Raw genomic sequence first — 20,731 nt, 5'->3', positions numbered from 1 at the left:
GACGCGGCAGCAGCCGCGCGCAAGGACGAGGAGAAGGGACGGATGAGCACAGTGCGGCTGGAGGCGGTGAACACCGGCATGGCAGTGAACACGGGCGAGGAGCAGGCCGCGGCCGACCGCGAGATCCCGATGCAGCCGGCGTCGGCCGACATCTGGGACAAGAAGTACCGCCTCAAGACCAAGGCCGGCGAGGCCGTGGACGCCGACATCGACGGCACCTACCAGCGCGTCGCCCGCGCCCTGGCCGACGCCGAGCCGACCGCCGAGCTGCGCCAGTACTGGAACGAGCGCTTCGTCTGGGCGCTGCGCCGCGGCGCGATCCCCGCCGGCCGCATCACCAGCAACGCCGGCGCGCTGGAGCACAAGCCGGCCACCAGCACCATCAACTGCACCGTCAGCGGCACCATCGAGGATTCGATGGACGGCATCCTCGACAAGGTCCACGAGGCCGGGCTGACGCTCAAGGCCGGCTGCGGCATCGGCTACGAGTTCTCGACCCTGCGCCCGCGCGGGGCGTTCGTCGCCGGCGCCGGCGCCTACACGTCGGGCCCGATGTCGTTCATGGATATCTACGACAAGATGTGCTTCACCGTGTCCTCAGCCGGTGGCCGCCGCGGCGCGCAGATGGGTACCTTCGACGTATCGCACCCGGACGTGAAGGACTTCATCCGCGCCAAGCGCGAGGACGGGCGCCTGCGCCAGTTCAACCTCTCGCTGCTGATCACCGACGGTTTCATGGACGCGGTCGCCAGCGACGGCGACTGGCCGCTGGTGTTCCCGATCAACGCCAAGGAGCGCGGCGACATCGACCTGGACGATGCCGCCAGCGTGGTCTGGCGCGACTGGCCGACGCACAAGAACTACATCGCCCGCGACGACGGCATGGTCGCCTGCAAGGTCTACGGCCACATCCGCGCCCGCCACCTGTGGGACATGATCATGGTCTCGACGTACGACTACGCCGAGCCGGGCTTCATCCTGATCGACCGCGTCAACGAGATGAACAACAACTGGTGGTGCGAGACGATCCGCGCCACCAACCCCTGCGGCGAGCAGCCGCTGCCGCCCTACGGCGCCTGCCTGCTGGGCTCGGTCAACCTCACCAAGTTCGTGCACCGGCCCTTCACCGACCAGGCCAGCTTCGACTGGGAGGAATACAAGGAAGTCGTGCGCGTGTTCACCCGCATGCTCGACAACGTGGTCGAGGTCAACGGCCTGCCGTTGCAGCAGCAGCGCGACGAGATCATGCGCAAGCGCCGCCACGGCATGGGCTTCCTGGGCCTGGGCAGCACCGTGACCATGCTGAAGATGAAGTACGGTTCGAAGGAATCGTGCGAGTTCACCGAGCGCATCGCCCGCGAGATGGCCGTGGCCGGCTGGGAAACGGGCCTGGCGCTGGCGCAGGAGAAGGGCCCGGCGCCGATCATGGAGGAGCGTTTCGCGGTCACCGCCGAGATGCTGCGCAAGCGCCCGGAAATGGCGCGCGACGGCTGGAAGGTCGGCCAGGAGATCGAGGGCAAGGTGCTGCACGCGCGCTACAGCCGCTACATGCAGCGCGTGGCCGAGGTCGCGCCGGAGCTGGTCGACGCGCTGGCCGAGGTCGGCGCCCGCTTCACCCACCACAGCTCGATCGCGCCCACCGGCACGATCTCGCTGTCGCTGGCCAACAACGCCAGCAACGGCATCGAGCCGTCGTTCGCCCACCACTACAGCCGCAACGTCATCCGCGAAGGCAAGAAGACCAAGGAAAAGGTCGACGTCTGGTCCTACGAGCTGCTGGCCTACCGCGAGCTGGTCAACCCGAAGGCGATGCCGTTCGCGGAAGGACCCGAAGCCAGGCTGCCGGACTACTTCATCTCCGCCGACGACATCAGCCCGACCGAGCACGTCGACGTCCAGGCCGCCGCGCAGAAGTGGGTGGACTCCTCGATCTCCAAGACCGCCAACGTGCCGACGGACTACCCGTACGAGGACTTCAAGGACATCTACCGCTACGCCCACCAGCAGGGCCTGAAGGGCTGCACCACGTTCCGCTTCAACCCGGCCGCCTTCCAGGGCGTGCTGGTCAAGGAGGCGGACCTGGAAAACACCCTGTACCGGTTCGAGCTGGACGACGGCAGCGTGGTCGAGGTCAAGGGCAACGAGCAGATCGAGTACGACGGCGAGATGCACACCGCCGCCAACCTGTTCGACGCGCTCAAAGAGGGCTATTACGGCAAGTTCTGACTGGTCCCGGACGCAACGGGGCGTCCGCTTTCCGGCCGCGATGGCGAATGGAAAGCGGTCGCGGCCGGCGCCCCGGGACGACAACGGCGGGAGGCGCCGTCATCGCCTCCGGATGCGATCCGGGCCGGGCTTGCATCGACACCCGCGGCGCCAACCTCGCCGGCCCCGGCCACGTGCGCACACGTTCCACTCACGCACGTGGCAGGTATAGGATCGGCGTGTTCCACGGACGTCCCGCGTGCGTGGTCCACGAGCAAGCCCACGATTACTGACGAGGAAGGCAAATGAGCAACGGCAACGGGGTGACGGCGACCCTTTCCAACGCAGCCGAAGCGGTGGCCGAGACGGCATCGGGTATCGGCAGCGCGGTCGCGAAGAAGGCAGGCGCCGCGGTCAAGTCGGTGAAGAAGTCCGCGCAGAAGGCTGAGAAGGCCGCCAAGAAGACCGTGAGCAAGGCGAAGAAGGCGGCAGGCAAGGCGGTCGGCGCGGCGAAGAAGAAACTCGCCTCGGCCAGCGCCAGCGCCAAGAAGGAAGCCGCCGCGCTCAAGCGCAAGGGCGTCGGCAAGAAGAAGTCCGCCAAGAAGGCGGTGAAGAAGGCCGCCAGGAAGGCGACCGCGAAGAAGGCCGCTGCCAGGAAGGCCACCAGGAAGACGGCGGCGAAGGCGAAGAAGGCCGTCCGCAAGACCACCGCCAAGCGCCCGGCGAAGAAGACCGCGGCGAAGAAGGCGACGGCGCGGAAGTCGCCGGCCCGCAAGGCCACGAAGAAGGCGCCGGCCAGGAAGGCGGCCAAAAAGGCACCGGCCCGCAAGGCCGCCAAGAAGTCCGCAGCCAAGCGCCCGGCGAAGAAGACCGCGCGCAAGGCCGCAAAGAAGAGGTAAGGCGCTATCCCCTCGCCCCGCCGACGCGGGGCGAGGGGCCGCTTCGCACGGCGAAGCAGGGTACGGGGCAGGCCGTCATCCCCGCGCCCACCGGCAAGCCCGCAACACCGAAACCACTGGCACCACTTGCGCGACAACCGTTTCCAGGAACACTCATGGCCGTCAAGATCGACAAGAAAATCAAGGGCTACGCCGTCGTCACCCCCGAAGACAAGGCAAAAGCCGTGCAGGCGGACGCGGTCCCGCGTGCCGTGGCGGAGGCCGAACTGCCCACCGCCGACGTGATCCAGATGCACGAGCGCATCGAGCGCCCGGAAGTGCTGATCGGCAGCACCTACAAGATCAAGTCGCCGCTGGTGGAGCACGCCATGTACGTGACCATCAACGACATCGTGCTCAACGCCGGCAGCGAGCACGAGCAGCGGCGCCCGTTCGAGATCTTCATCAATTCCAAGTCGATGGACCACTTCCAGTGGATCGTCGCGCTCACCCGGATCATGTCCGCGGTGTTCCGCAAGGGCGGCGACGTCACCTTCCTGGTGGAGGAGATGAAGGCCGTGTTCGACCCCAAGGGCGGCTACTTCAAGGCCGGCGGCGTGTACATGCCCTCGCTGGTGGCCGAGCTGGGCATGATCGTCGAGGACCACCTCAAGTCGATCGGCATGATCCACGACCCGGAGATGAGCCCGGAGCGCCGCGCGCTGATCGCCGAGAAGCGCCGCGCGTTCGAGGAACGCTCAAAAAAAAACGCTGAAATAAGCGTCGCCGGCGAGATGGGCGGCGCCCTGGTCGCCCCCGCGCACGAGGAAGACATCGAGGTCACCGGCGACGGCGCGTCGTTCCCGCCCAGCGCCACCATGTGCCACAAGTGCAGCAACAAGGCGGTGGTGATCATGGACGGGTGCGCTACCTGCTTGAATTGCGGGTATTCGAAGTGCGGGTGACATCGCTGCCCGGCGAACGCTCCACGACCGGCAACTGATCATCCCCGTGCGCCCGTGCGCATCCCCGGGCGAATCCCATCGGGTCCAGGAAATGGACCAGAAGGCAGTTCCGTTTGAAAGATGACGCTCCATCGACGCACGACGTCGTAGGGTAGTCTTGCCCCCAAGAGCAAGAGCGGATCCGGACATCGGGACTTCAACCGCCGACGTCCCGGTCCGCATGCCCACGGCGCGGGCGGCCGCATCTCCGACACCTGAGGAAGTCGCCGCGTGAACACGCGTGGTCGCTATACCACCCTGCTGCGTTTCCAGGCGCGCCTTGAATTGCCGATGATCGTGCTGGCCTTTGTCTGGCTGGCGCTTTTCATCGTGGAAGCGGTCTGGGGCGGCCGGCGCTGGATGGAGATTGCAGGCTCGGCGATCTGGGCGGCTTTCGTCGTCGAGTTCGTGGTGGGTTACGTGCTTGCACCACGCAAATGGAGCTATGTCCGCAGGAACTGGTTGAAGGCTGTCGCCCTGCTGGCACCGGCGCTACGCATGCTGCGCATGGTGCGCGTACTGCGCCTGGCCCGCGCCGCGCGGCTGGCTCGCGGGGCTCGAGTGGTGCGGATCGTCAGTTCCTTGAATCGCGGGATGCGCGCGCTGGGACACACGCTGGGCCGGCGCGGCGCGCCGTACGTCGTGGTGCTGACCCTGCTGGTGACGGTGGCGGGTGCGGCGGGCATGTATGCATTCGAAAACGACCCCGCGGGCGAGCGGGGCTTCGACGGGTTTGCCGATGCGCTGTGGTGGACGGGGATGATCATGACCACCATGGGGTCCGCCTACTGGCCGGAGACCGCTGCAGGCCGCGTGCTGTGCATCCTGCTTTCCCTGTATGCCTTTGCCGTGTTCGGCTACGTCACCGCGCTTCTCGCGAGCTTTTTCGTCGGGCGCGACGTCGAGACCGGTCAGCTGCGCGCGAATGAAGTCGCGCGGCTTGCCGATGAAATCTCCCAATTGCGCACCTCGCTGGAGGCGAAAGCGGGGGCCGGGGCGGCGGCAGCAGGCGCGGACGCCAACTAAGCAGGCATTCCTGAAGGATGCAGGAAAAAGCGGGGTGAGGTTCACCACCCTTGAATTCGCAGGATGGCGGCGTGGTCCGCTTCGCCGTCCGCCTGCCGATCACGGGCGTCATCAACGGCCCGCCGGTGCAGCTTGTGGTGGATTGCGCCGGCGCCGCGCTGCTGCTCAACGGCAAGCTGCTGATGCTCAATGCCTACCTGGTGGAAGACGAGCCGCAGCCAGCATGGCGCGCGCACGCCGCTTCCTCGCCGACCTGGTTGAACGCACCCAGGCCTTGAACGTGGTGCAGCCATCGCCGGGCCAAGCCAAGGGCGGCGGCGGCAACTAACGCGCAATCGCAATCCGCACGCTGCCGTGGCCGGGAATCGCATTCACGCGGCGGAAGTCCTGCGCACTGGCGGAGGCCGTGCTGCTAGCGCAATGCCGCGTCCAGCGGCTCGAAGTCGGGCGCCGCGCGCGGCCGCACCGCGCGCGCGATCTCTTCGCCGTCGCGCAGCAGCACCAGCGTCGGCCACAGTTTGACCCGGTAGGCACGTCCGAGCGGGCGACCGCGGCCATCCTCCACGCGCAGGTGGTCGATGCCGGCATGGGCATGGACCCAGTCGTCGACCGCCGCGCGCGCGGCCATGCAGTGGCCGCACCAGTCGGTGCCGAAATCGAGCAGGAGCAAGCCGGGCCTCGCGGCCACCGCCGCCGGCTCCGGTGCTGCTGCCTGGTAGGACGCATCGTGCTGGCTCATCGGGCTCCTTCGGTGTCGCGGGCGGGATCGAGCGTGCAGGTTGCGCTGCCTTCGCGTGGACGCCAGGGCCGAGCGTTAGGACGACCAGCGCAGGCAGCGTCACATCTTGCGCTCCTTCTTTCCCGTGCCGGTCTTCTGTTTCGTCTTCTGCTGCGCGGCCAGGCCTGCCTTGACACTTTCGATCTCCGCCGGCAATTGCCGTGCAAGCAACGCCAGCAACTCCGCCGCATTGTCGCTGTGCATCGGCTTGCCGTGGGTGGTGGTGACGCTCACCTCGGTGGTGAGCGTCTTGATGGTGTGCGACAACGGCAGCGCCCGCGCCAGCAGCATCAGCGCTTCGCCGCGATAGCGGACTGCGTTGAGGCCGAGCATCTGCGCGCGGCCGTCGTAGCGGACGCCGGGCGTGCGCACCAGGATCTGGCCGATGGCGTTCCAGGCGTCGTTCCTGCTCGCCTGGACGGTGAAGCGCAAGGGCGTGGTGTCGGTGACGGGCGCCTGCGCCGAGGGCGGCGGGGTACGCACCGGCTGCGCGCAGCTGGCGAGCGCGAGCACGATCAGGATCGGCAGGGCGTTGCGCATGCAGTCGATTCCATGCGATCGCGCGTGAAGGGCATGCAACCGCAATGCGCCCGCGCGGATGGTGGATGTGGAAGTGGAACCGCGTCGGGCGGTGGCCGACGATGCCCGCCGCAAGCGCGAGCATCGCCGGTGGCACCGGCGCGCGCGCCGTCGCCGCACTCAGGCGCCCGCGACGTCCTGCCTGCGGCCGTCGCGGCGGCTGGACGCCGCGTGCGCGCCCGGCAGGGTACGCGGGCCTGCCGGGTCGTGGATGGCCACGCGGTCGCGTCCGGCATCCTTGGCGGCGTAACACAAGCTGTCGGCGGTCGCCATGAGTTGCTCGACGGTCCGGTTGCCGTCGTCGAACGTGACCAGGCCGATGCTGGCGCCGATGCGGAATTCGCGCCCGCCCCAGGAAAAGGCCAGCGCGGCCACCGCGTCGCGGATCTTCCCCGCCACGTGGGCGGCGCCCTTCGCGGTGCAGTTCTCAAGCAGGACGGCGAACTCGTCGCCGCCCAGGCGGGCGACGGTGTCGTGCTCGCGCAGCTGCTTGCGCACGAGCACGGCCAGCCGCCGCAGCAACTCGTCGCCGGCGCGGTGGCCGCCGCCATCGTTGACCGCCTTGAACCGGTCCAGGTCCAGGTACAGCAGGGCATTGCCATTGTGGAACTTGCCGGCGTTGCCGATCGCGCGCTGCAGCTGCGCGCGGAAGGCGCGCCGGTTCTGCAACCCGGTCAGGGGGTCGTGGTTGGCGTGGTAGGCCAGTTCGCGCGCCATGCGGGTGGAGGCGGTCACGTTGCGGAACGTGACCACCGCCCCGAGCGGGCGCTTGTCGCGGCCCTCCACCGGCGACACCGCGCCGTCGACCAGGATGCAATGGCCGTCGCGGCGGACCAGGGACACGCTGGCCTCCAGGTCGCTGGAGAAACCCTCGGCCAACACGTCGATCGAGCGGCCGTGGTGGTCGGTGAACTGCACCACGTTGCCCAGCGGCCGGCCCAGACAGGCCTCTTCCCGCCAACCGGTGAGGTGGGACGCCACCGGATTGAGGCAAGTGACGCATCCGGCGGTATCCACGATGGCGATGCCGTCGGCGATCGCGCACAAGGCACTGTGGTTGCGTTCCTGCGCCTCGCGGGACGCGCGCAGCTCGGCCTGCACCGCGGCAAGCTCCGCCTTCAGGAGCCCCAGCTCGGCCTGGTCATCGATCGTGGCTTCGTCGGAAGCCCGGAAACTGGAAGAGCCGGGGCTGGTCATCGGCACGAGGATCGCGGACCGGGCGGCAAGCCGGGGTGAATCCGCAACGATGCGTGCGGTCGTGCCTCCTGCCTGCCCGGCCTGCAGGGCGGCGCGGCGCTGGCGCGACCGCCTCGCTCAGCTCGACAGCAGCACCGGCAGCGACACCTGCGCCAGCACCGTGCGGGTGGCCCCGCCGAACACGACTTCGCTGATCCGCGAGCGGCCCTTCGCGCCCATCACCAGCAGGTCGGCGTCCAGCGCGGCGCAGCGCGCCAGCAGCGCCGCGCCGGCGTCGTCGCCGCGGCATTGCTCGAGCGTGACCGGCACGCCGTGGCGCGCCAGGTGGGTGGCCATGTCGGCGCCGGGTTCGGCGCCGTGCGGCACCACGGTTCCGGCTTCGGGCACGACCACCAGGTGCACGGACCCGGCTTCGGCCAGCAGCGGCATCGCATCGGCGATGGCACGGGTGGCTTCGCGGCTGCCGTTCCAGCCGGCGACGATGCGCCGCGGCAGGCGATCGCCGGGCCAGGCGTCCGGCAGCAGCAGGCAAGGGCGGCCGCAGGCCAGGATCATCTGCTCGGCCATGCCCAGCGCCGAGGGTTCAGGACGCTGGCGATACGGCGGCCCCATGATCGCCAGCGCGGCGTGGCGCGCGTGCAGCATCAACGCTTCGCCGGTGTCGTCGCGCGCCACCCGCCATTCGGCGCTGAAGCTGCGGCGCTCGGTGAGGCCGGCGAAGGCAGCGCGTGCGTCTTCCTGCGCCGCCGCGGAGGCGGCATCGCGGTCGGCGATGACTTGCGCCAGCGCCGGGCCGATGGCGAATCCGGCATGCGGATCCAGCGCCAGCGGATGGGCGACGTAGGTGGCGATCAGGTGCGCCTGCCAGTGGCGCGCCAGGCTGGCCGCGAACGCGAGCCGTCCGGACCATGGCTGGCGCTCTTCGAGAAACACGACCAGGTCCCTGGGCACCATGGCGACGCTCCCGTGTGCGATGGCCCAGTATCCCGCAAGCGGCGCGGCTGCAGCTTGACCCCGATCAACGGGGCTGGCGGGGCAGTTCAATGCAGCCCTGGCCCGGGATTGGGCGGGCCTCGCGCGAACAGACCGGCTGATCGACCAGGCCCGGCCCGCGCTTGACCCATGTCAGGGCCGCGCGCGGGCGCCAGCGGCAAGCTGGCAACCCCAATCCCGCGGGGTGCCGCGATGCCCGAGCTTGCCTTCGAATACGCGCTGCAGTGCTGGAACGGCGTGGCCGAGTTCCGGCAGGCCGCCGGCCTGGACGGGCAGCTGCCGGCGCGCGACACGCACGCCGACGACAGCGCCGGCGCCGACGCTGCGCAAACGCCCGCGCCGTGAGTGCGTTGCCGCTGGTGTACTCGTGCTCGGGGTGTTCCAGCGCGGCGCAGATGGCCAACCACCTGGCGCTGCGGCTCGATCGTGATGGCGTGGCCGAGATGTCGTGCATCGCCGGCGTCGGCGGCGGCGTCACCGGGCTGGTGCGCACCGCGCAGGCCGGGCGTCCGATCCTGGCGCTGGACGGTTGCATGCTGAAGTGCGTGTCGGCCTGCCTGGCCAATGCCGGCGTGGTCGCCGACCACCACGTGCTGCTGTCCGAGCACGGCGTGCGCAAGCGCAAGCACGCGGACTTCGACCCGGCGCAGGCCGCCGGCGTGTATGCGCAGGTCGTGCTGCCGGCGGCGCAGGCACTGCGCCCCCGCAACGCCGCCGATGATCCCTGAGCCCGGGCGCCGCCTGCCACCGGCGATCAACGCCATTCCCCCACGTCCCCGAGAGACCGACATGCCAGGCACCGACACCGCCGTGGCGGCACCGCAATGGCGCGACACGCTGCTTGACGACCATGCGGAGCTGCGCGCCACCCTGGAGCGGGTGATGCCCTGCCTGGAAGTGCCGCTGCACCTGCCGTGGATCGACGCCATCCGCGCGCTCAAGCGCGAGCGCGGGGCGCTGGTGCTGGCCCACACCTACCAGTCGCCGGAAATCTTCCACGGCGTGGCCGACATCACCGGTGACTCGCTGGCGCTGGCGCAGGCCGCGGCCGACTGCGACAGCGACCTGATCGTGCTGTGCGGGGTGCACTTCATGGCCGAGAGCGCCAAGATCCTGGCGCCGCATCGCACCGTGCTGATCCCGGACCGCGAGGCCGGCTGCTCGCTGGCATCCTCGATCACCGCCGCGGACGTGCGCGCGCTGCGCGCGCGGCATCCCGGCGCGCCGGTGGTCAGCTACGTCAACACCTCGGCGGAGGTGAAGGCCGAATCCGACGCCTGCTGCACCTCGGCCAACGCCGTGCAGGTGGTGGAATCGATGGGCGCCGACAAGGTGATCTTCCTGCCCGACAACTACCTGGGGCAGTGGGTCGCCGGGCGCACCCGCGTTGAACTGGTGCTGTGGCATGGCACCTGCGAGGTGCACGAGCAGTTCACCGCGCAGCAGGCGCGGCATACGCGCGAGCGCTTCGGCGCGGTGGTGCTGGCGCACCCGGAATGCGGCCCGGGGGTGCTGGCCGAGGCCGACTTCGTCGGCTCCACCAGCGGCATGACCCGCTGGCTGGAACGCGAGCGCCCGGCGCGGGTGGCGCTGGTCACCGAATGTTCGATGGCCGACAACCTGCGAGTGCGCTTCCCGGAGACGGAATTCATCAAGCCCTGCAACCTGTGCCCGCACATGCAGAAGATCACGCTGCCGAAGATCTTCGACTGCCTGCGCGACCTCGAAAACGAGATCGTGATAGCGCCCGACGTCGCCGCGCGTGCGCGCGCCGCGCTCGAGCGGATGCTGGCGGTGGGACGCAGGGAAACGGTGTAGTGGCCGCGCCGCGGCAGCCCTTGGTGGTGGTCGGGCACGGCATCGCCGGGCTCAGCGCCGCGCTGGCCGCGGCGCCGGCGCCGGTGCTGCTGGTCAACCGCGCACGCAGCGGCGAAGGCGGTTCGAGCCTGCTGGCGCAAGGGGGGATCGCCGCGGCGCTGGCGCCCGGCGACAGCGCCTGGGCGCACGCACGCGATACCGCCGCCGCCGGCGCCTGGCACAACGACATCCGCATGGTGCTGCGGCTGACCGCGGCGGCGCCGGCGGCGATCGCCTGGCTGCAGGCGCAGGGCGTCGCGTTCGACCGCGACCAGGCCGGTCTCGCGCTCGGGCGCGAGGGCGGGCACGGCGTGGCGCGGATCGTGCATGCCGGCGGCGACCGCACCGGTGCGCGGGTGACGGCGGCGCTGCTGGCGCGCGCGCGCGCCGCGGCGCACATCCAATGGCGCGAGCAGGTCGACGCCGACGCCCTGCTGCTGCGCGATGGTGCGGTCGTGGGCGTGCGCCTGCGCGACGCCGCAGGCTGCAGCGAGGTGGTGGAGGCCGCGGCGGTGGTGCTGGCCACCGGCGGACTCGGGGCGCTGTACGCGCACAGCACCAATCCAGCCGGTTGCACCGGCTCGGGACTGGCGCTGGCGCAGGCCGCGGGTGCGCGCATGCGCGACCTGGAGTTCGTGCAGTTCCATCCCACTGCGCTGGCCACCGGCGGCGCGACGCTGCCGCTGGTCACCGAAGCGCTGCGCGGCGCGGGCGCGCGCCTGCGCGACCACCGCGGCCGCCTGCTGATGGACTTCCACCCGATGGCCGACCTGGCGCCGCGCGACATCGTCGCGCGCACGGTCTGGCAGGCGCAGCGCGCGGGTCCGGTGTCGCTGGATGCCACATCGCTGCCTCAAGGCTGGGAGGCCGCCTTCCCGACGGTACTGGCGGCGTGCGTGGCGCAGGGCATCGATCCGCGCTGCATGCCGATCCCGGTCACGCCGGCGGCGCATTTCCACATGGGCGGAATCGCCGTGGATGCGGACGGGGCCAGTTCGCTGCCGGGCCTGTATGCGGTCGGGGAGGTCGCCTGCAGTGGCGTGCATGGCGGCAACCGCCTGGCCAGCAATTCGTTGCTGGAAGGCGTGGTGTGCGGTCGCCGCACCGGGGAAGTGGCCGCGCAACGGACGTGCATGCCCACGCGACCTGGCGCAAGCACCCGCCTGCTGCGGCGCGGGCCCGGCCTGGACGCCGCCGACCGCGCCGCCCTGCGCCGGTTGCTGTGGAGCGCCGCCGGTCCCGTGCGCAGCGTCGAGTCGATGCGGCAGGCGCAGGACGAACTGCAGGCGCAGGACGAACTGCAGGCGCTGGCCGCCGAAGGCTGGCAGGCACGACTGGCGGCGGCGCTACTCGACGCCGCGCGGCGCCGTCCCGGCAACCTGGGCGCGCATTGGCGCGACGATGGTGTTGCATCCGTCGATGCCCATGTCGCCGCCGACGGCCAACGTCGCATTTCCGCGCAATGATGTGGATGCGTGGCGTCTGGCCGCGGGCAGGTCACCCGCTACCGCGCAGCCGAAGGCCTTTGCGGCGATTTTCGGAATCTCTCACCGTCGGTTAACCACGCCATGGCTATTGCTGCCCGCGCAATCCCGCAAAGGAGCAAGTCATGCGCAAGTGGATCTTCGGGCTGTGCGTGGGGCTGGTGGCGTCGGCCGCGCTCGCCGACGGCGTCGAGAACAAGTGGCGGCTGGAGTTCAGCGGCAACGCCGAATCGGCCGGCCGCATCGTGCTGGAGCTGGCGCCAGCGGTGGGCGAACCGATCCGCGCCACCGTCGACGTCGCCAACGGCCGCTCCGAGAACGGGGTGGCGCGCGCGGTGCGCGATGCCCTGCAGGCACAGGCGGGATCGCGCTACGACATCGAGGTCGACGATGGCGAGGACGTGCTGGTGAAGAAGCATGACGGCGAGCGCGACTTCGTCGTTACCATCGTCGAGAACAGCGTGCGCGGCGTGAAGATCGAGGCTGATGCGGAATGACGGCGAATCCGGCGCGCTTGCGCGCGCCGGCGCGCAACGTCCGTAGGCGCGAATACGCCTGACGGTGGCCCCTAGCGCTGCGCGATGCGCCGCCGCAACAGCGGCAGCGGTTGCAGGGCCGGGAACTCACGGGTGACGCGCGCCCCCGGCACCAGGCCCCAGCGGATGCCGATCCGTTCCAGTCGCGCCGCGATCGAGTCGCGCAATGCCGGTGGCGCCTGCGCCAGGATGGCGTCGTGGCGCTCGGCCCAGGCGTTGGCGAGCCTGAACACGCCACCGCTGCCCTGCTGCAGCCGCGGCAGATCGGCGTCGAGCGCTTGCAGCATTGCCTCGAGTTCGGCGGGGCTGGCAGGTTGCGGACCGGTGCCATCCATGTGGCATTCCTGGGCGGGCAGTGCCCGCACGGTCGAGCAAGCCGGGTGCACGCGGCGTGAGCGCGGATCGGGAGCGTGAACGTGGAATGACCAACGTGTCCCGGATCGCTGACGCGGCATTCGCATGCCGCCGGCCTAAGCTGCCTGCCTCGATCGAGCAAAAGGACCTTCCATGCGCAAGCTGATACTGGCCACGAGCCTCGTGGCGTTGGCTGCCTGCAACGCGAATCCGCCACCGGCCGGACCCGGGGAAGCGACGACACCGCGGGAAACCGCGGCCGCGCCGACCCCGGCCACGCCCGTGCCGTCGGCGACTGGCGCCACCGCCGGGCCGCCGCCGGCCGATGCAGGCAGGCCGGCGTTCGTCGACCGCGTGTGGCGCGTGACCAGCAGTTCCGCCGTCGCAGCCGGAAGCACCTACGCGTTCCTGGGCGATGGCACGTTGCTGATGGAAACGCCCGGCGGCACCCCGGCAAGCGGTCAATGGCACTACGCCGATGGCCAGCTGACGATGACCGAGGAAAGCATCACCTATCCGGTGGACATCGTGTTGCTGCAGGACAACCGCTTCACCATCCGCAGCAACAACCCCGGTGGCGCGGTGATGATCGAGATGACCGCCGCGCCGGAGCTGCCGCTGCCACAATTGCAGTGACCCGGTGCGGGCGGGTGTTAATGCGTGCGCGGGGGCATCCTGATGCGATCGTCGCTTCGCCTTAACGCGTTGCTTGCGAGCTTGCCGCCACCGCACAGGACGCGCGGGCATGTCGCCCTGGCGTCCGGCCAACCCGGAGCCTGCCCATGAAGCCTACCCCCATCGTCCTGCCGATCCTGCTGCTGTCCGCGTTCGCGGTGCTGACGGGCTGCAACCGCAGCGTGCCCGACGAAGACGCGGCCAAGCCGGCAGCGGACACCGCACCGGCCGCGGCGACCACGCCCACGCAGGATCCGTACGCGACCACGCCCGCGCCGAACGCCGACGTCCCCGCCCCGGCTGCAAGCGCCGACGGCAACGACACCAGCGCCGGCCTGACCTTCGAGCAGATGGACAAGAACCACGACGGCGGCATCACGCCGGATGAACTGTCGGCGACCGAAATGCTCTACGAGCACTTCGCCGCGGCCGATGCCGATGGCAATGGCCAGCTGTCCGCCGACGAAATCGTCACCCATCGCGCCAACATGGCCGCGGCGGGCCAATAGCCGCCGAACGGCACGATCGTCGCGCTGCCGGTCCGGCGTCGCGCGATCTTCGCACTGCGGTGGGGCGGTGGCGCGATGGCGGGTGTGTCGCTGCGGTTGACCGCCGGCGCGTGCTGAAGGTCGGTTCGCCGCGTCCGCGACGACCGCGCTGACGCGATCAGCAGACGATCGCCGCTTCCAGCGGCAATTGCCGGTCCCAGCGCTCACGGCCATGCAGGGCGGCCAGTTCGATCAGCACAGACGCACCGGCGACCTGCGCGCCCTGCATCCGCGCCAGCGCCAGCGCCCCCTGCAGGGTGCCGCCGGTGGCCAGGACGTCATCGACGATCAGCACGCGTGCGCCCGGCGCCACGGCGTCGGCATGGACCTCCAGGCGGTCGCTGCCGTATTCCAGCGCGTATTCCTGCGCGTGGATGGGCGCCGGCAGCCGGCCGGCCTTGCGCAGCGGCACGAAGCCCGTGCCCAGCACCCGCGACACCGCGGCGCCGAGGATGAAGCCGCGCGACTCGATGGCGAACACCGCATCCAGCGCCAGTCCGCGCCACGGCGCGGCGAGCACGTCGATCGCGGCATTGAAGCCATCGGCGTCGGCGAGCAGCGGGGTGATGTCCTTGAACACCACGCCGGGCTTCGGGAAATCGACAACGTCGCGGATCAGGTCCTGCCAGCCGGCCATTGCGCTCTTCTCCCCGGAACCGGAGGCGATGCTATCGCGGATCCCTCGGCGCCTGCAGCGGCGTGGCGCGCCGACCCGGATGCCGTCGCGCGAAGCGCAGCGTCGCCAACTCCCCAAGCAGGCCGGAAGTCAGCCAACCATCCGCCCTTGGACGGACCCGAACGCGCCCCCAGACTGCGTGCATGGACGATACCGGCCCAGGCATGGCCTCCGGCGTCCGCTGGCTGTTGCCGGCGGTGCTGCTTTTGGCCGCGATCGTGCCGGTCGCGCAGGCGCGCACCGTGTATCGCTGCGTGCGCGACGGCACGGTCAGCCTGGCCACCGCGCCGGAACCCGGATCCCGCTGCAAGGCGCATGCGATCGCCGACGATGCCGCCGTCGTGCCCAACCTGTGGGGCGCGCTGGGCGTGGTGCAAGGCACGTTGTACGAGCGGCAGCAGGATGGCCGCACGGTGTACGGCACGCGCAAGCTGCCGGGTTCGACGAGGGTGCTCGGCATCACGGTGCGCACGCCACCAGGTTCGCCCGCGCATGCGGGCATGGGCACGCCCGGCAAGCCGCGCACGGATGTCTACGCAGCGCAGTTCCGCGCCGCGGCCAGGGCGACCGGTGTCGATGACGCCTGGCTGCGCGCGATCGCGCACGCCGAGAGCGGTTTCGACGCGCATGCCCTGTCGCCCAAGGGCGCGCAGGGGGTGATGCAGCTGTTGCCGTCGGTCGCGCGCGCATACGGCGTCCACGACCCGTATTCGGCGCATCAGTCGATCGGTGCCGGTGCACGCCACCTGCAGCAGCTCCAGCGCCGCTACCACGACGACCTGTCGCTGGTGGCCGCGGCCTACAACGCCGGGGTCGGTGCGGTGGCGCGGTACGGCGGGGTGCCGCCGTATGCCGAAACCCAGGCCTACGTCGCGCGCGTGCAGGCATTGCATGCCGCCTATCGCGCCGCATTGGGCGGCCGCGCGGGCGCGAGCCGGTAGCGCTTCGCCGCAGCATCCTCACGCGCCCTTCAACTTGTCGGCTGCCGCGCTAACGCGATCTTCGCAGTGCGTTAAACGCCGCTGCATTCAGCCCATGGCTCACCGCCCGTACATCGCCGAGGGACGAAGGTGCGCACTCCGCGATGCCTGGCGTCGCGAGTCCCCCCGATAGGAGAGAACACCATGCACGCACGCAACCGAAACATGCTCGCGGTGGCACTGGCCGCCGCCGTCTTTTCCCCGCTGGCGCTGGCGCAGAGCGTACAGGGGGCGCTGAACGGCGCCGGCCATGCCCAGGCCCAGCTGCCGACCGCCCCGGCGACGCTGCCGGCACCTGCCATGCCGCAGGCACCGACCCTGCCGACGCAGGCCAGCCCGCGTGCAGAGGCCGCGGTCTCGGCCGCAATGCAGCACGAGATTCCGCCGCCGGCCGGTGATGTGCAGACCACGCAGCCGTCGCAGGTCGCGGTCGATGCGCAGGTCGCGGGCGAGGCCAAGGCGCAGGGCGCGACGCACGCGCAGGCGCATTCGGCGGTCGCCACGCGTGGTGTCTTCGCCACGCTCGATGTCGACGGCGACGGCAGCATCAGCGCAACCGAAGCTGAAGCCGATGCCGACTTCGATTTCGCGGCCATGGATGCCGACGGAGACGGCCTCGTCAGCGACGCCGAGTACCGCGCATCGGCCAAGGGCGCGATGGACACCTCGCAGGGCGTCGCGCATGCCCAGGCGCATTCGGCGGTGGTCACGCGCGATGTATTCGGCCGCCTCGATGCCGATGGCGACGGCAAGATCAGCGCCACCGAGGCCGAAGCCGACACCAGCCTGGAGTTCGCGGCCATGGACGGTGACGGCGACGGCTTCGTCACCGACGCCGAATACCGCACCTACGCCAAGGCCGACGTGCCGGCGCAGCCGTAACACGGCACGCAATCGCGGCAACCAAGCGGGCGCCGTTCGGGCGCCCACTTTCTTGCGTCGCTCGATGGGGCTGTTGATTGGCGCAGTGGCGACGACACCGCGGCCAGCGTGCCGCTATTGACCGGAGTCTCTCCATGTTGCCCAGCGCCATCATCCAGTGCCCGTATTGCGGCGAGTCGATCGAGATCCTGGTCGACGGGTCCGCCGGCAACCAGCACTACATCGAGGATTGCCAGGTCTGTTGCCGGCCGATCTCGATCACGTTGGCCGTCGACGACGACCAGTGGCGAGTGGAAGCGCGCTCGGAAGGCGACGCCTGAGCCATCGGCGTGAAGGTTGTGTTGTATTCAGGCTGACAGCGCCCTCCCCAACACCGGGACACGCGGCGCGCATCGACTTGCCGCGCGGGGCTGCGGCGTGTTGCGACCGCGCGGCGCCGGCCGCGCTAGCGCATCGGCGCCGCGATGGGGTTAAGCGAACGTTGTGTTAACGATTCAGCGCGCGTTGCGGTTCATCGACGCGGTTGCAACGTGTCGGCGCGGCGCAGACCGCACCTCCAATCCCCCTTTCCACGGAGCGACACCTTCATGACTTCCCGCCATCTCCTGTCCCTGGGCCTCGCCATCGCCGCGGCCGCGTCCGCGCCGCTGGCCTTTGCACAGGACGCCAACGCCAGCACCACCGCCCACGAGAATGCCCGGGTACAGCCGGCGACTCCGGCAACGCCCGCGACACCTGCCGATCCGCAGGCCGGCACCGCGGCCACGCCGGCGACGCCTGCGCAGCCGGCAGCCGATGCCAGGAAGGTGACCTGGTCGGACCTGGACGCCGACAAGGACGGCAAGCTCACCAAGACCGAAGCCGCGCCCATCGACACCCTGAGCCAGTCGTTCGACGCCGCCGATGCCGACAAGGACGGTGCGTTGACCACCGACGAGTACAAGGCCTACCTCGCCGCCAACGGCAAGGGCGGCGGCCACTCCGGCAGCTGATGCAGACGCCGGCGATGGCCGCCGGCAGGACAGCCGCGGCACGCCGTGAGGCGCCCCCCGATCGGCTTGCCGCTGCAGGGGCAGCCGCATAACGACAACAAGGTTGTGGCAGGGAGGGCGGTGCGAACCGCCCTCCCTTTTTGCGCGCTGGCGGTGACGTGCGCCATCGCGCGTCCTACACTGCGCCGATGCAGAACGACATCCGCCTCGTGGGCTTCGACGGCGACGACACGCTGTGGCGCAGCGAGGACTACTACCGCGATGCGCAGGCGCAGTTCGAACGCATCGTCGCCGCCTACGTCGACCTGGGGGACGTGCAACATCGCATGTACGCGGTCGAAAAGCGCAACCTGGCCCTGTTCGGCTACGGCGCCAAGGGCATGACCCTGTCGATGCTGGAGGCGGCGATCGAGATTACTTCGGCGCGCATTGCCGCCGTCGACCTGCAGCGCATCGTCGAACTGGGAAAGTCGTTGCTGCGGCATCCGGTCGAGCTGCTGCCGGGGATCCGCGAGGCGGTCGCGCAGATCGCCGGCGAACACCAGGTGGTGCTGGTCACCAAGGGCGACCTGTTCCACCAGGAGGCCAAGGTGCGCGAATCGGGACTGGCCGACCTGTTCCCGCGGATCGAGATCGTCAGCGAGAAGGATGCCGCGACCTATGCCCGGGTACTGGGCGAATTCGGCTTGGCGCCGTCGCAGTTCGTGATGATCGGCAACTCGCTGCGCTCGGACATCGTGCCGGTGGTCGAACTGGGCGGGTGGGGCGTGCACATGCCCTACCACGTGACCTGGGCGCACGAGGCCGAGGCGGAGCTGGGCGCGGGCATGGCCGCACGCGTGCGCCATGCCGCCACGCCCGCGGATTTGCCGGCCGCGGTGCGCGCCATCGCCGCCTGAGCATGCGCGCCGCGCGTTTCCCAATGCCGCCTGACTGCCGCTGGCGCGGTTAAAAACCGGTTCACCGTGGCCGTCGCATGGTGTTCCCCGAGTCCGCGAAACCGTCGCGGACCCGCAAGGAGGAAGCCATGAACAAGCTGTCCCACTGGTTCGCCCCTGCCGTCCTGGCCGCCGGGCTTGGCTTCGGCGCAATGGCGCCGGCGCCGGTGCAGGCCCAGGACAGCCTGACACGGGTGCTGGTCGACGTCGCCGATGTCGTGCTGCGCAGCGGCGTACCGTATTACCGTTACGGCGATTACGGTTACAACGACCGCCTGGTTGCCAGCCGCGACCGCTACGGCCGCCTGGTCTACTACCGCATGGTCCCGCGCGGCTACGACTACCGCAGCGGCCATCGCAGCGGCCCTCCGTACGGCAACGCCTATGGCTATTACCGCAACGGTCCTGGCAGCCGCGACATGAAGTGCAACAAGCACGGCAAGTGCAAGGTGCAGTACTACGACGCGCGCTATGACCGCGACCGCTACGACAGGTACGATCGCTACGACCGCCGCTGGCACGACGACGACTGAGCATGGCGGGTCCGGCATCGCCGGGATCCCGGCCACGCCTGACCCCAGACGCCTGGTTGCCCAACCCCCGCGGCGCCGGTCGATGACCGGCGCCGCTTGCGTTTCGCTCGCGGGCCGCTGTCCCTTGTCGCCGCCGGGACCGCCGGCGCGCTACGCTCGCGCCTCCGTCCGCTTCCATGAGGTTGCCATGTCCAGGCCTGCCACGCTGCTCCTGCTGCCTGCCGCGTTCGCCTTGCTGCTGGCTGCCGCCCCCGCGCGCGCCGCCGGTGAAGTCGACTGCAAGCTCACTTTCGACCTCGCCGGCTGGTCGGTGTTCTACAAGACCGCCTCCGGCGAGGGCACCGTCAGTTGCGACAACGGCCAGCGCATGGCGGTGCGGATCAGCGCCAAGGGCGGCGGCCTCAGCTTCGGCAAGTCGCGGATCGAAAACGGCACCGGCGAATTCTCGGGCGTGCACGACATCCGCGACGTGCTGGGTACCTATGCCACCGCCGAAGCGCATGCCGGCGCGGTCAAGTCGAGCAAGGCACAGGCGATGACCAAGGGCGACGTCTCGCTGGCGCTGGCCGGGACCGGGCAGGGCTGGGACATCGGGGTGGCGTTCGGCAAGTTCGTGCTCGAAGCCCGCTAGGCGCGGCGGACACGGACGATCGAAACAGCCGCAGCCGCCGCGCGGCGCGAAGGCTCGGTTCCGGTTCGGCATGGGGCACGGAGGTTCCGCGGAGGCGGATTGTCGAAATGCAGCTGGCTGCGAGACGCCGGTTTGCGCAATGCCGGCCGGCTAGCCGCCGTCGGGCGGGCGGTCCTGCATCATCATTGGCAAGGGCTGGATGCTGCGTTCGACGCCAGCCTCGACGCGCTTGGTGACCCAGGCGAGCGCGCCGGCATATGCACCGAGCACGATCGCGACCACCAGTGCCGCCCACCAGAAGCGGCGCTGCTTCGCGCTGCGGGCGGCCTCGTCGCCGAGCGCCTGGTCTTGGAGTGCGTGCGGGTGCAGGGCCATGGCGCGCAGCGTAGGCAGCCCGGCGTCATGGCGACGTGCAGGGCGCTGCGGCACAATCGAGGCATGCCACGGCTCCTTCCAGCGCCCGTCCTGCTGCTGTGCATTGCGCTGGCGGGCTGCGATGCGCCGCCGCCTTCCGGCCCCCGCGCCCCGGCCCTCGACGCCGGCGGCGGCAGCATCCAGTGGCAGGGTCGCCTGCCGTGCGCCGACTGCGAAGCCATCGACACCAAACTGTTGTTGCGACGCGATGGCGCGGCGCGGCGCTACACGTTGACCGAGGCCTTCCAGGCGGCTGACGGCGGCGCGCGTTTCGTGGAGACCGGGCAGTGGCGCCAGGAGCGTGCGTTGTTGCGCTTGCACGCCGATACCGGCAGCCGCCGCACGTATGGCCTGCTGCCCGACGGGCGGCTGCAGCCGCGCGACCGGCACGGCCGGTCGCTGGCGTCGGGTGCCGCGGATTTTCTCGTACCAGTCACGGCAACGACCGCACCGTGAACCCCCGTGGCGACCGCTCGGCATCATTGGCGCAGGATTCAGCGGCGCGCTGGAAGATGTGCAATCGTCCTGCGGATAACGGCACGCAGCATCGCGCGAACTTGCCGCGACACCC

At 70.2% G+C, this 20,731-nt stretch carries 27 protein-coding genes; 20 read left to right on the top strand and 7 right to left on the bottom strand.

The features are described from left to right. Window positions 1-42 precede the first annotated feature (42 nt). From MQC88_RS12620 to MQC88_RS12600, 5 genes are all read left to right on the top strand, one after another. On the top strand, window positions 43-2,226 hold the full coding sequence (locus MQC88_RS12620; protein ID WP_243322625.1) for an adenosylcobalamin-dependent ribonucleoside-diphosphate reductase: 2,184 nt from the start codon (window positions 43-45) through the stop codon (window positions 2,224-2,226). 284 nt (window positions 2,227-2,510) lie between these two features. After that, window positions 2,511-3,104 carry a hypothetical protein gene (locus MQC88_RS13145; RefSeq protein ID WP_425491632.1) on the top strand — a complete coding sequence of 198 codons (594 nt, stop codon included), beginning with the start codon at window positions 2,511-2,513 and terminating at the stop codon, window positions 3,102-3,104. 155 nt (window positions 3,105-3,259) lie between these two features. Continuing rightward, entirely contained in the window at window positions 3,260-4,048 is a 789-nt protein-coding gene (locus MQC88_RS12610) for a TSCPD domain-containing protein (RefSeq protein WP_243322623.1), read from the top strand. Window positions 4,049-4,318: 270 nt separating this feature from the next. Continuing rightward, a complete protein-coding gene (locus tag MQC88_RS12605; protein ID WP_243322621.1) occupies window positions 4,319-5,113 on the top strand; it encodes a potassium channel family protein in 795 nt (264 codons plus the stop codon). 71 nt (window positions 5,114-5,184) lie between these two features. Then, a complete protein-coding gene (locus tag MQC88_RS12600) occupies window positions 5,185-5,391 on the top strand; it encodes a hypothetical protein (protein ID WP_243322619.1) in 207 nt (68 codons plus the stop codon). A gap of 134 nt (window positions 5,392-5,525) precedes the next feature. Here the strand turns inward: MQC88_RS12600 and MQC88_RS12595 are convergent, their stop codons facing one another. The 4 genes from MQC88_RS12595 to MQC88_RS12580 all read right to left on the bottom strand — a co-directional run bounded on the left by MQC88_RS12595 (window position 5,526) and on the right by MQC88_RS12580 (window position 8,621). After that, window positions 5,526-5,852, bottom strand: a complete 327-nt coding sequence (locus MQC88_RS12595; protein ID WP_243322616.1) for a thioredoxin family protein — start codon at window positions 5,850-5,852, stop codon at window positions 5,526-5,528. A 99-nt stretch (window positions 5,853-5,951) separates the two neighbouring features. Beyond that, on the bottom strand, window positions 5,952-6,431 hold the full coding sequence (locus tag MQC88_RS12590; protein WP_243322615.1) for a hypothetical protein: 480 nt from the start codon (window positions 6,429-6,431) through the stop codon (window positions 5,952-5,954). Between the two features lie 159 nt (window positions 6,432-6,590). Beyond that, window positions 6,591-7,667 carry a diguanylate cyclase domain-containing protein gene (locus tag MQC88_RS12585; RefSeq protein ID WP_243322613.1) on the bottom strand — a complete coding sequence of 359 codons (1,077 nt, stop codon included), beginning with the start codon at window positions 7,665-7,667 and terminating at the stop codon, window positions 6,591-6,593. Window positions 7,668-7,784: 117 nt separating this feature from the next. Next, a complete protein-coding gene (locus tag MQC88_RS12580) occupies window positions 7,785-8,621 on the bottom strand; it encodes a universal stress protein (RefSeq protein WP_243322610.1) in 837 nt (278 codons plus the stop codon). Window positions 8,622-8,852: 231 nt separating this feature from the next. Here MQC88_RS12580 and MQC88_RS12575 point away from each other — a divergent pair, with 231 nt between their 5' ends. From MQC88_RS12575 to MQC88_RS12555, 5 genes are all read left to right on the top strand, one after another. Further along, complete coding sequence (locus MQC88_RS12575; RefSeq protein ID WP_243322608.1) at window positions 8,853-9,005, top strand: hypothetical protein; 153 nt, start codon at window positions 8,853-8,855, stop codon at window positions 9,003-9,005. Further along, on the top strand, window positions 9,002-9,388 hold the full coding sequence (locus MQC88_RS12570) for a putative zinc-binding protein (RefSeq protein ID WP_315857113.1): 387 nt from the start codon (window positions 9,002-9,004) through the stop codon (window positions 9,386-9,388). The genes MQC88_RS12575 and MQC88_RS12570 overlap by 4 nt, the downstream gene beginning before the upstream one ends. Before the next feature lie 61 nt (window positions 9,389-9,449). Then, window positions 9,450-10,478 (top strand): quinolinate synthase NadA, encoded by a 1,029-nt coding sequence (nadA, locus tag MQC88_RS12565; RefSeq protein WP_243322605.1) that lies wholly within the window; start codon window positions 9,450-9,452, stop codon window positions 10,476-10,478. Continuing rightward, entirely contained in the window at window positions 10,478-11,983 is a 1,506-nt protein-coding gene (locus MQC88_RS12560) for an L-aspartate oxidase (RefSeq protein WP_243322604.1), read from the top strand. Before nadA ends, MQC88_RS12560 begins: the two co-directional genes overlap by 1 nt. A 143-nt stretch (window positions 11,984-12,126) precedes the next feature. Continuing rightward, window positions 12,127-12,498, top strand: coding sequence for a hypothetical protein (locus MQC88_RS12555; RefSeq protein WP_243322602.1), 372 nt, complete (start codon window positions 12,127-12,129; stop codon window positions 12,496-12,498). A 71-nt stretch (window positions 12,499-12,569) separates the two neighbouring features. On the opposite strand, the gene MQC88_RS12550 is transcribed toward MQC88_RS12555, so the two are convergent. Then, a complete protein-coding gene (locus MQC88_RS12550; protein ID WP_243322600.1) occupies window positions 12,570-12,872 on the bottom strand; it encodes a hypothetical protein in 303 nt (100 codons plus the stop codon). A 172-nt stretch (window positions 12,873-13,044) separates the two neighbouring features. Between MQC88_RS12550 and MQC88_RS12545 the strand changes: the two genes are divergently transcribed. Further along, complete coding sequence (locus tag MQC88_RS12545) at window positions 13,045-13,527, top strand: hypothetical protein (RefSeq protein WP_243322598.1); 483 nt, start codon at window positions 13,045-13,047, stop codon at window positions 13,525-13,527. Between the two features lie 146 nt (window positions 13,528-13,673). Then, window positions 13,674-14,075, top strand: a complete 402-nt coding sequence (locus MQC88_RS12540) for an EF-hand domain-containing protein (protein WP_243322597.1) — start codon at window positions 13,674-13,676, stop codon at window positions 14,073-14,075. A 157-nt stretch (window positions 14,076-14,232) separates the two neighbouring features. Here MQC88_RS12540 and MQC88_RS12535 read toward each other — a convergent pair whose 3' ends face one another. Then, window positions 14,233-14,751 (bottom strand): adenine phosphoribosyltransferase, encoded by a 519-nt coding sequence (locus MQC88_RS12535; RefSeq protein ID WP_243322595.1) that lies wholly within the window; start codon window positions 14,749-14,751, stop codon window positions 14,233-14,235. Window positions 14,752-14,933: 182 nt separating this feature from the next. Here MQC88_RS12535 and MQC88_RS12530 point away from each other — a divergent pair, with 182 nt between their 5' ends. The 7 genes from MQC88_RS12530 (at window position 14,934) to MQC88_RS12500 (ending at window position 19,746) form a co-directional block, all read left to right on the top strand. Further along, window positions 14,934-15,731: a lytic transglycosylase domain-containing protein gene (locus tag MQC88_RS12530; RefSeq protein ID WP_243322593.1), complete on the top strand. Its 798-nt coding sequence runs from the start codon at window positions 14,934-14,936 to the stop codon at window positions 15,729-15,731. A gap of 183 nt (window positions 15,732-15,914) precedes the next feature. Then, window positions 15,915-16,652 (top strand): EF-hand domain-containing protein, encoded by a 738-nt coding sequence (locus tag MQC88_RS12525; RefSeq protein ID WP_243322591.1) that lies wholly within the window; start codon window positions 15,915-15,917, stop codon window positions 16,650-16,652. A gap of 134 nt (window positions 16,653-16,786) precedes the next feature. Then, complete coding sequence (locus MQC88_RS12520; RefSeq protein WP_243322589.1) at window positions 16,787-16,972, top strand: CPXCG motif-containing cysteine-rich protein; 186 nt, start codon at window positions 16,787-16,789, stop codon at window positions 16,970-16,972. 267 nt (window positions 16,973-17,239) lie between these two features. Next, window positions 17,240-17,644: an EF-hand domain-containing protein gene (locus tag MQC88_RS12515; protein WP_243322586.1), complete on the top strand. Its 405-nt coding sequence runs from the start codon at window positions 17,240-17,242 to the stop codon at window positions 17,642-17,644. Window positions 17,645-17,832: 188 nt separating this feature from the next. After that, window positions 17,833-18,543: an HAD family hydrolase gene (locus MQC88_RS12510; RefSeq protein ID WP_243322584.1), complete on the top strand. Its 711-nt coding sequence runs from the start codon at window positions 17,833-17,835 to the stop codon at window positions 18,541-18,543. Window positions 18,544-18,671: 128 nt separating this feature from the next. Next, entirely contained in the window at window positions 18,672-19,115 is a 444-nt protein-coding gene (locus MQC88_RS12505) for a hypothetical protein (RefSeq protein ID WP_243322582.1), read from the top strand. Window positions 19,116-19,302: 187 nt separating this feature from the next. Beyond that, on the top strand, window positions 19,303-19,746 hold the full coding sequence (locus MQC88_RS12500) for a hypothetical protein (protein WP_425491631.1): 444 nt from the start codon (window positions 19,303-19,305) through the stop codon (window positions 19,744-19,746). A 150-nt stretch (window positions 19,747-19,896) separates the two neighbouring features. Here the strand turns inward: MQC88_RS12500 and MQC88_RS12495 are convergent, their stop codons facing one another. Next, window positions 19,897-20,121: a hypothetical protein gene (locus MQC88_RS12495; protein WP_243322581.1), complete on the bottom strand. Its 225-nt coding sequence runs from the start codon at window positions 20,119-20,121 to the stop codon at window positions 19,897-19,899. 63 nt (window positions 20,122-20,184) lie between these two features. Here MQC88_RS12495 and MQC88_RS12490 point away from each other — a divergent pair, with 63 nt between their 5' ends. Further along, the gene (locus MQC88_RS12490) at window positions 20,185-20,616 is read left to right on the top strand and encodes a copper resistance protein NlpE N-terminal domain-containing protein (protein ID WP_243322579.1); all 432 of its coding nucleotides are present in this window, start codon (window positions 20,185-20,187) and stop codon (window positions 20,614-20,616) included. The last annotated feature ends 115 nt before the right edge of the window (window positions 20,617-20,731 follow it).

The sequence above is a fragment of the Cognatiluteimonas sedimenti genome, assembly GCF_022808325.1.
Classification (GTDB): domain Bacteria; phylum Pseudomonadota; class Gammaproteobacteria; order Xanthomonadales; family Xanthomonadaceae; genus Cognatiluteimonas; species Cognatiluteimonas sedimenti.
The sequence above is the reverse complement of the archived record's forward strand: the minus strand, read 5'-3'. Positions and strand labels throughout refer to the sequence as shown.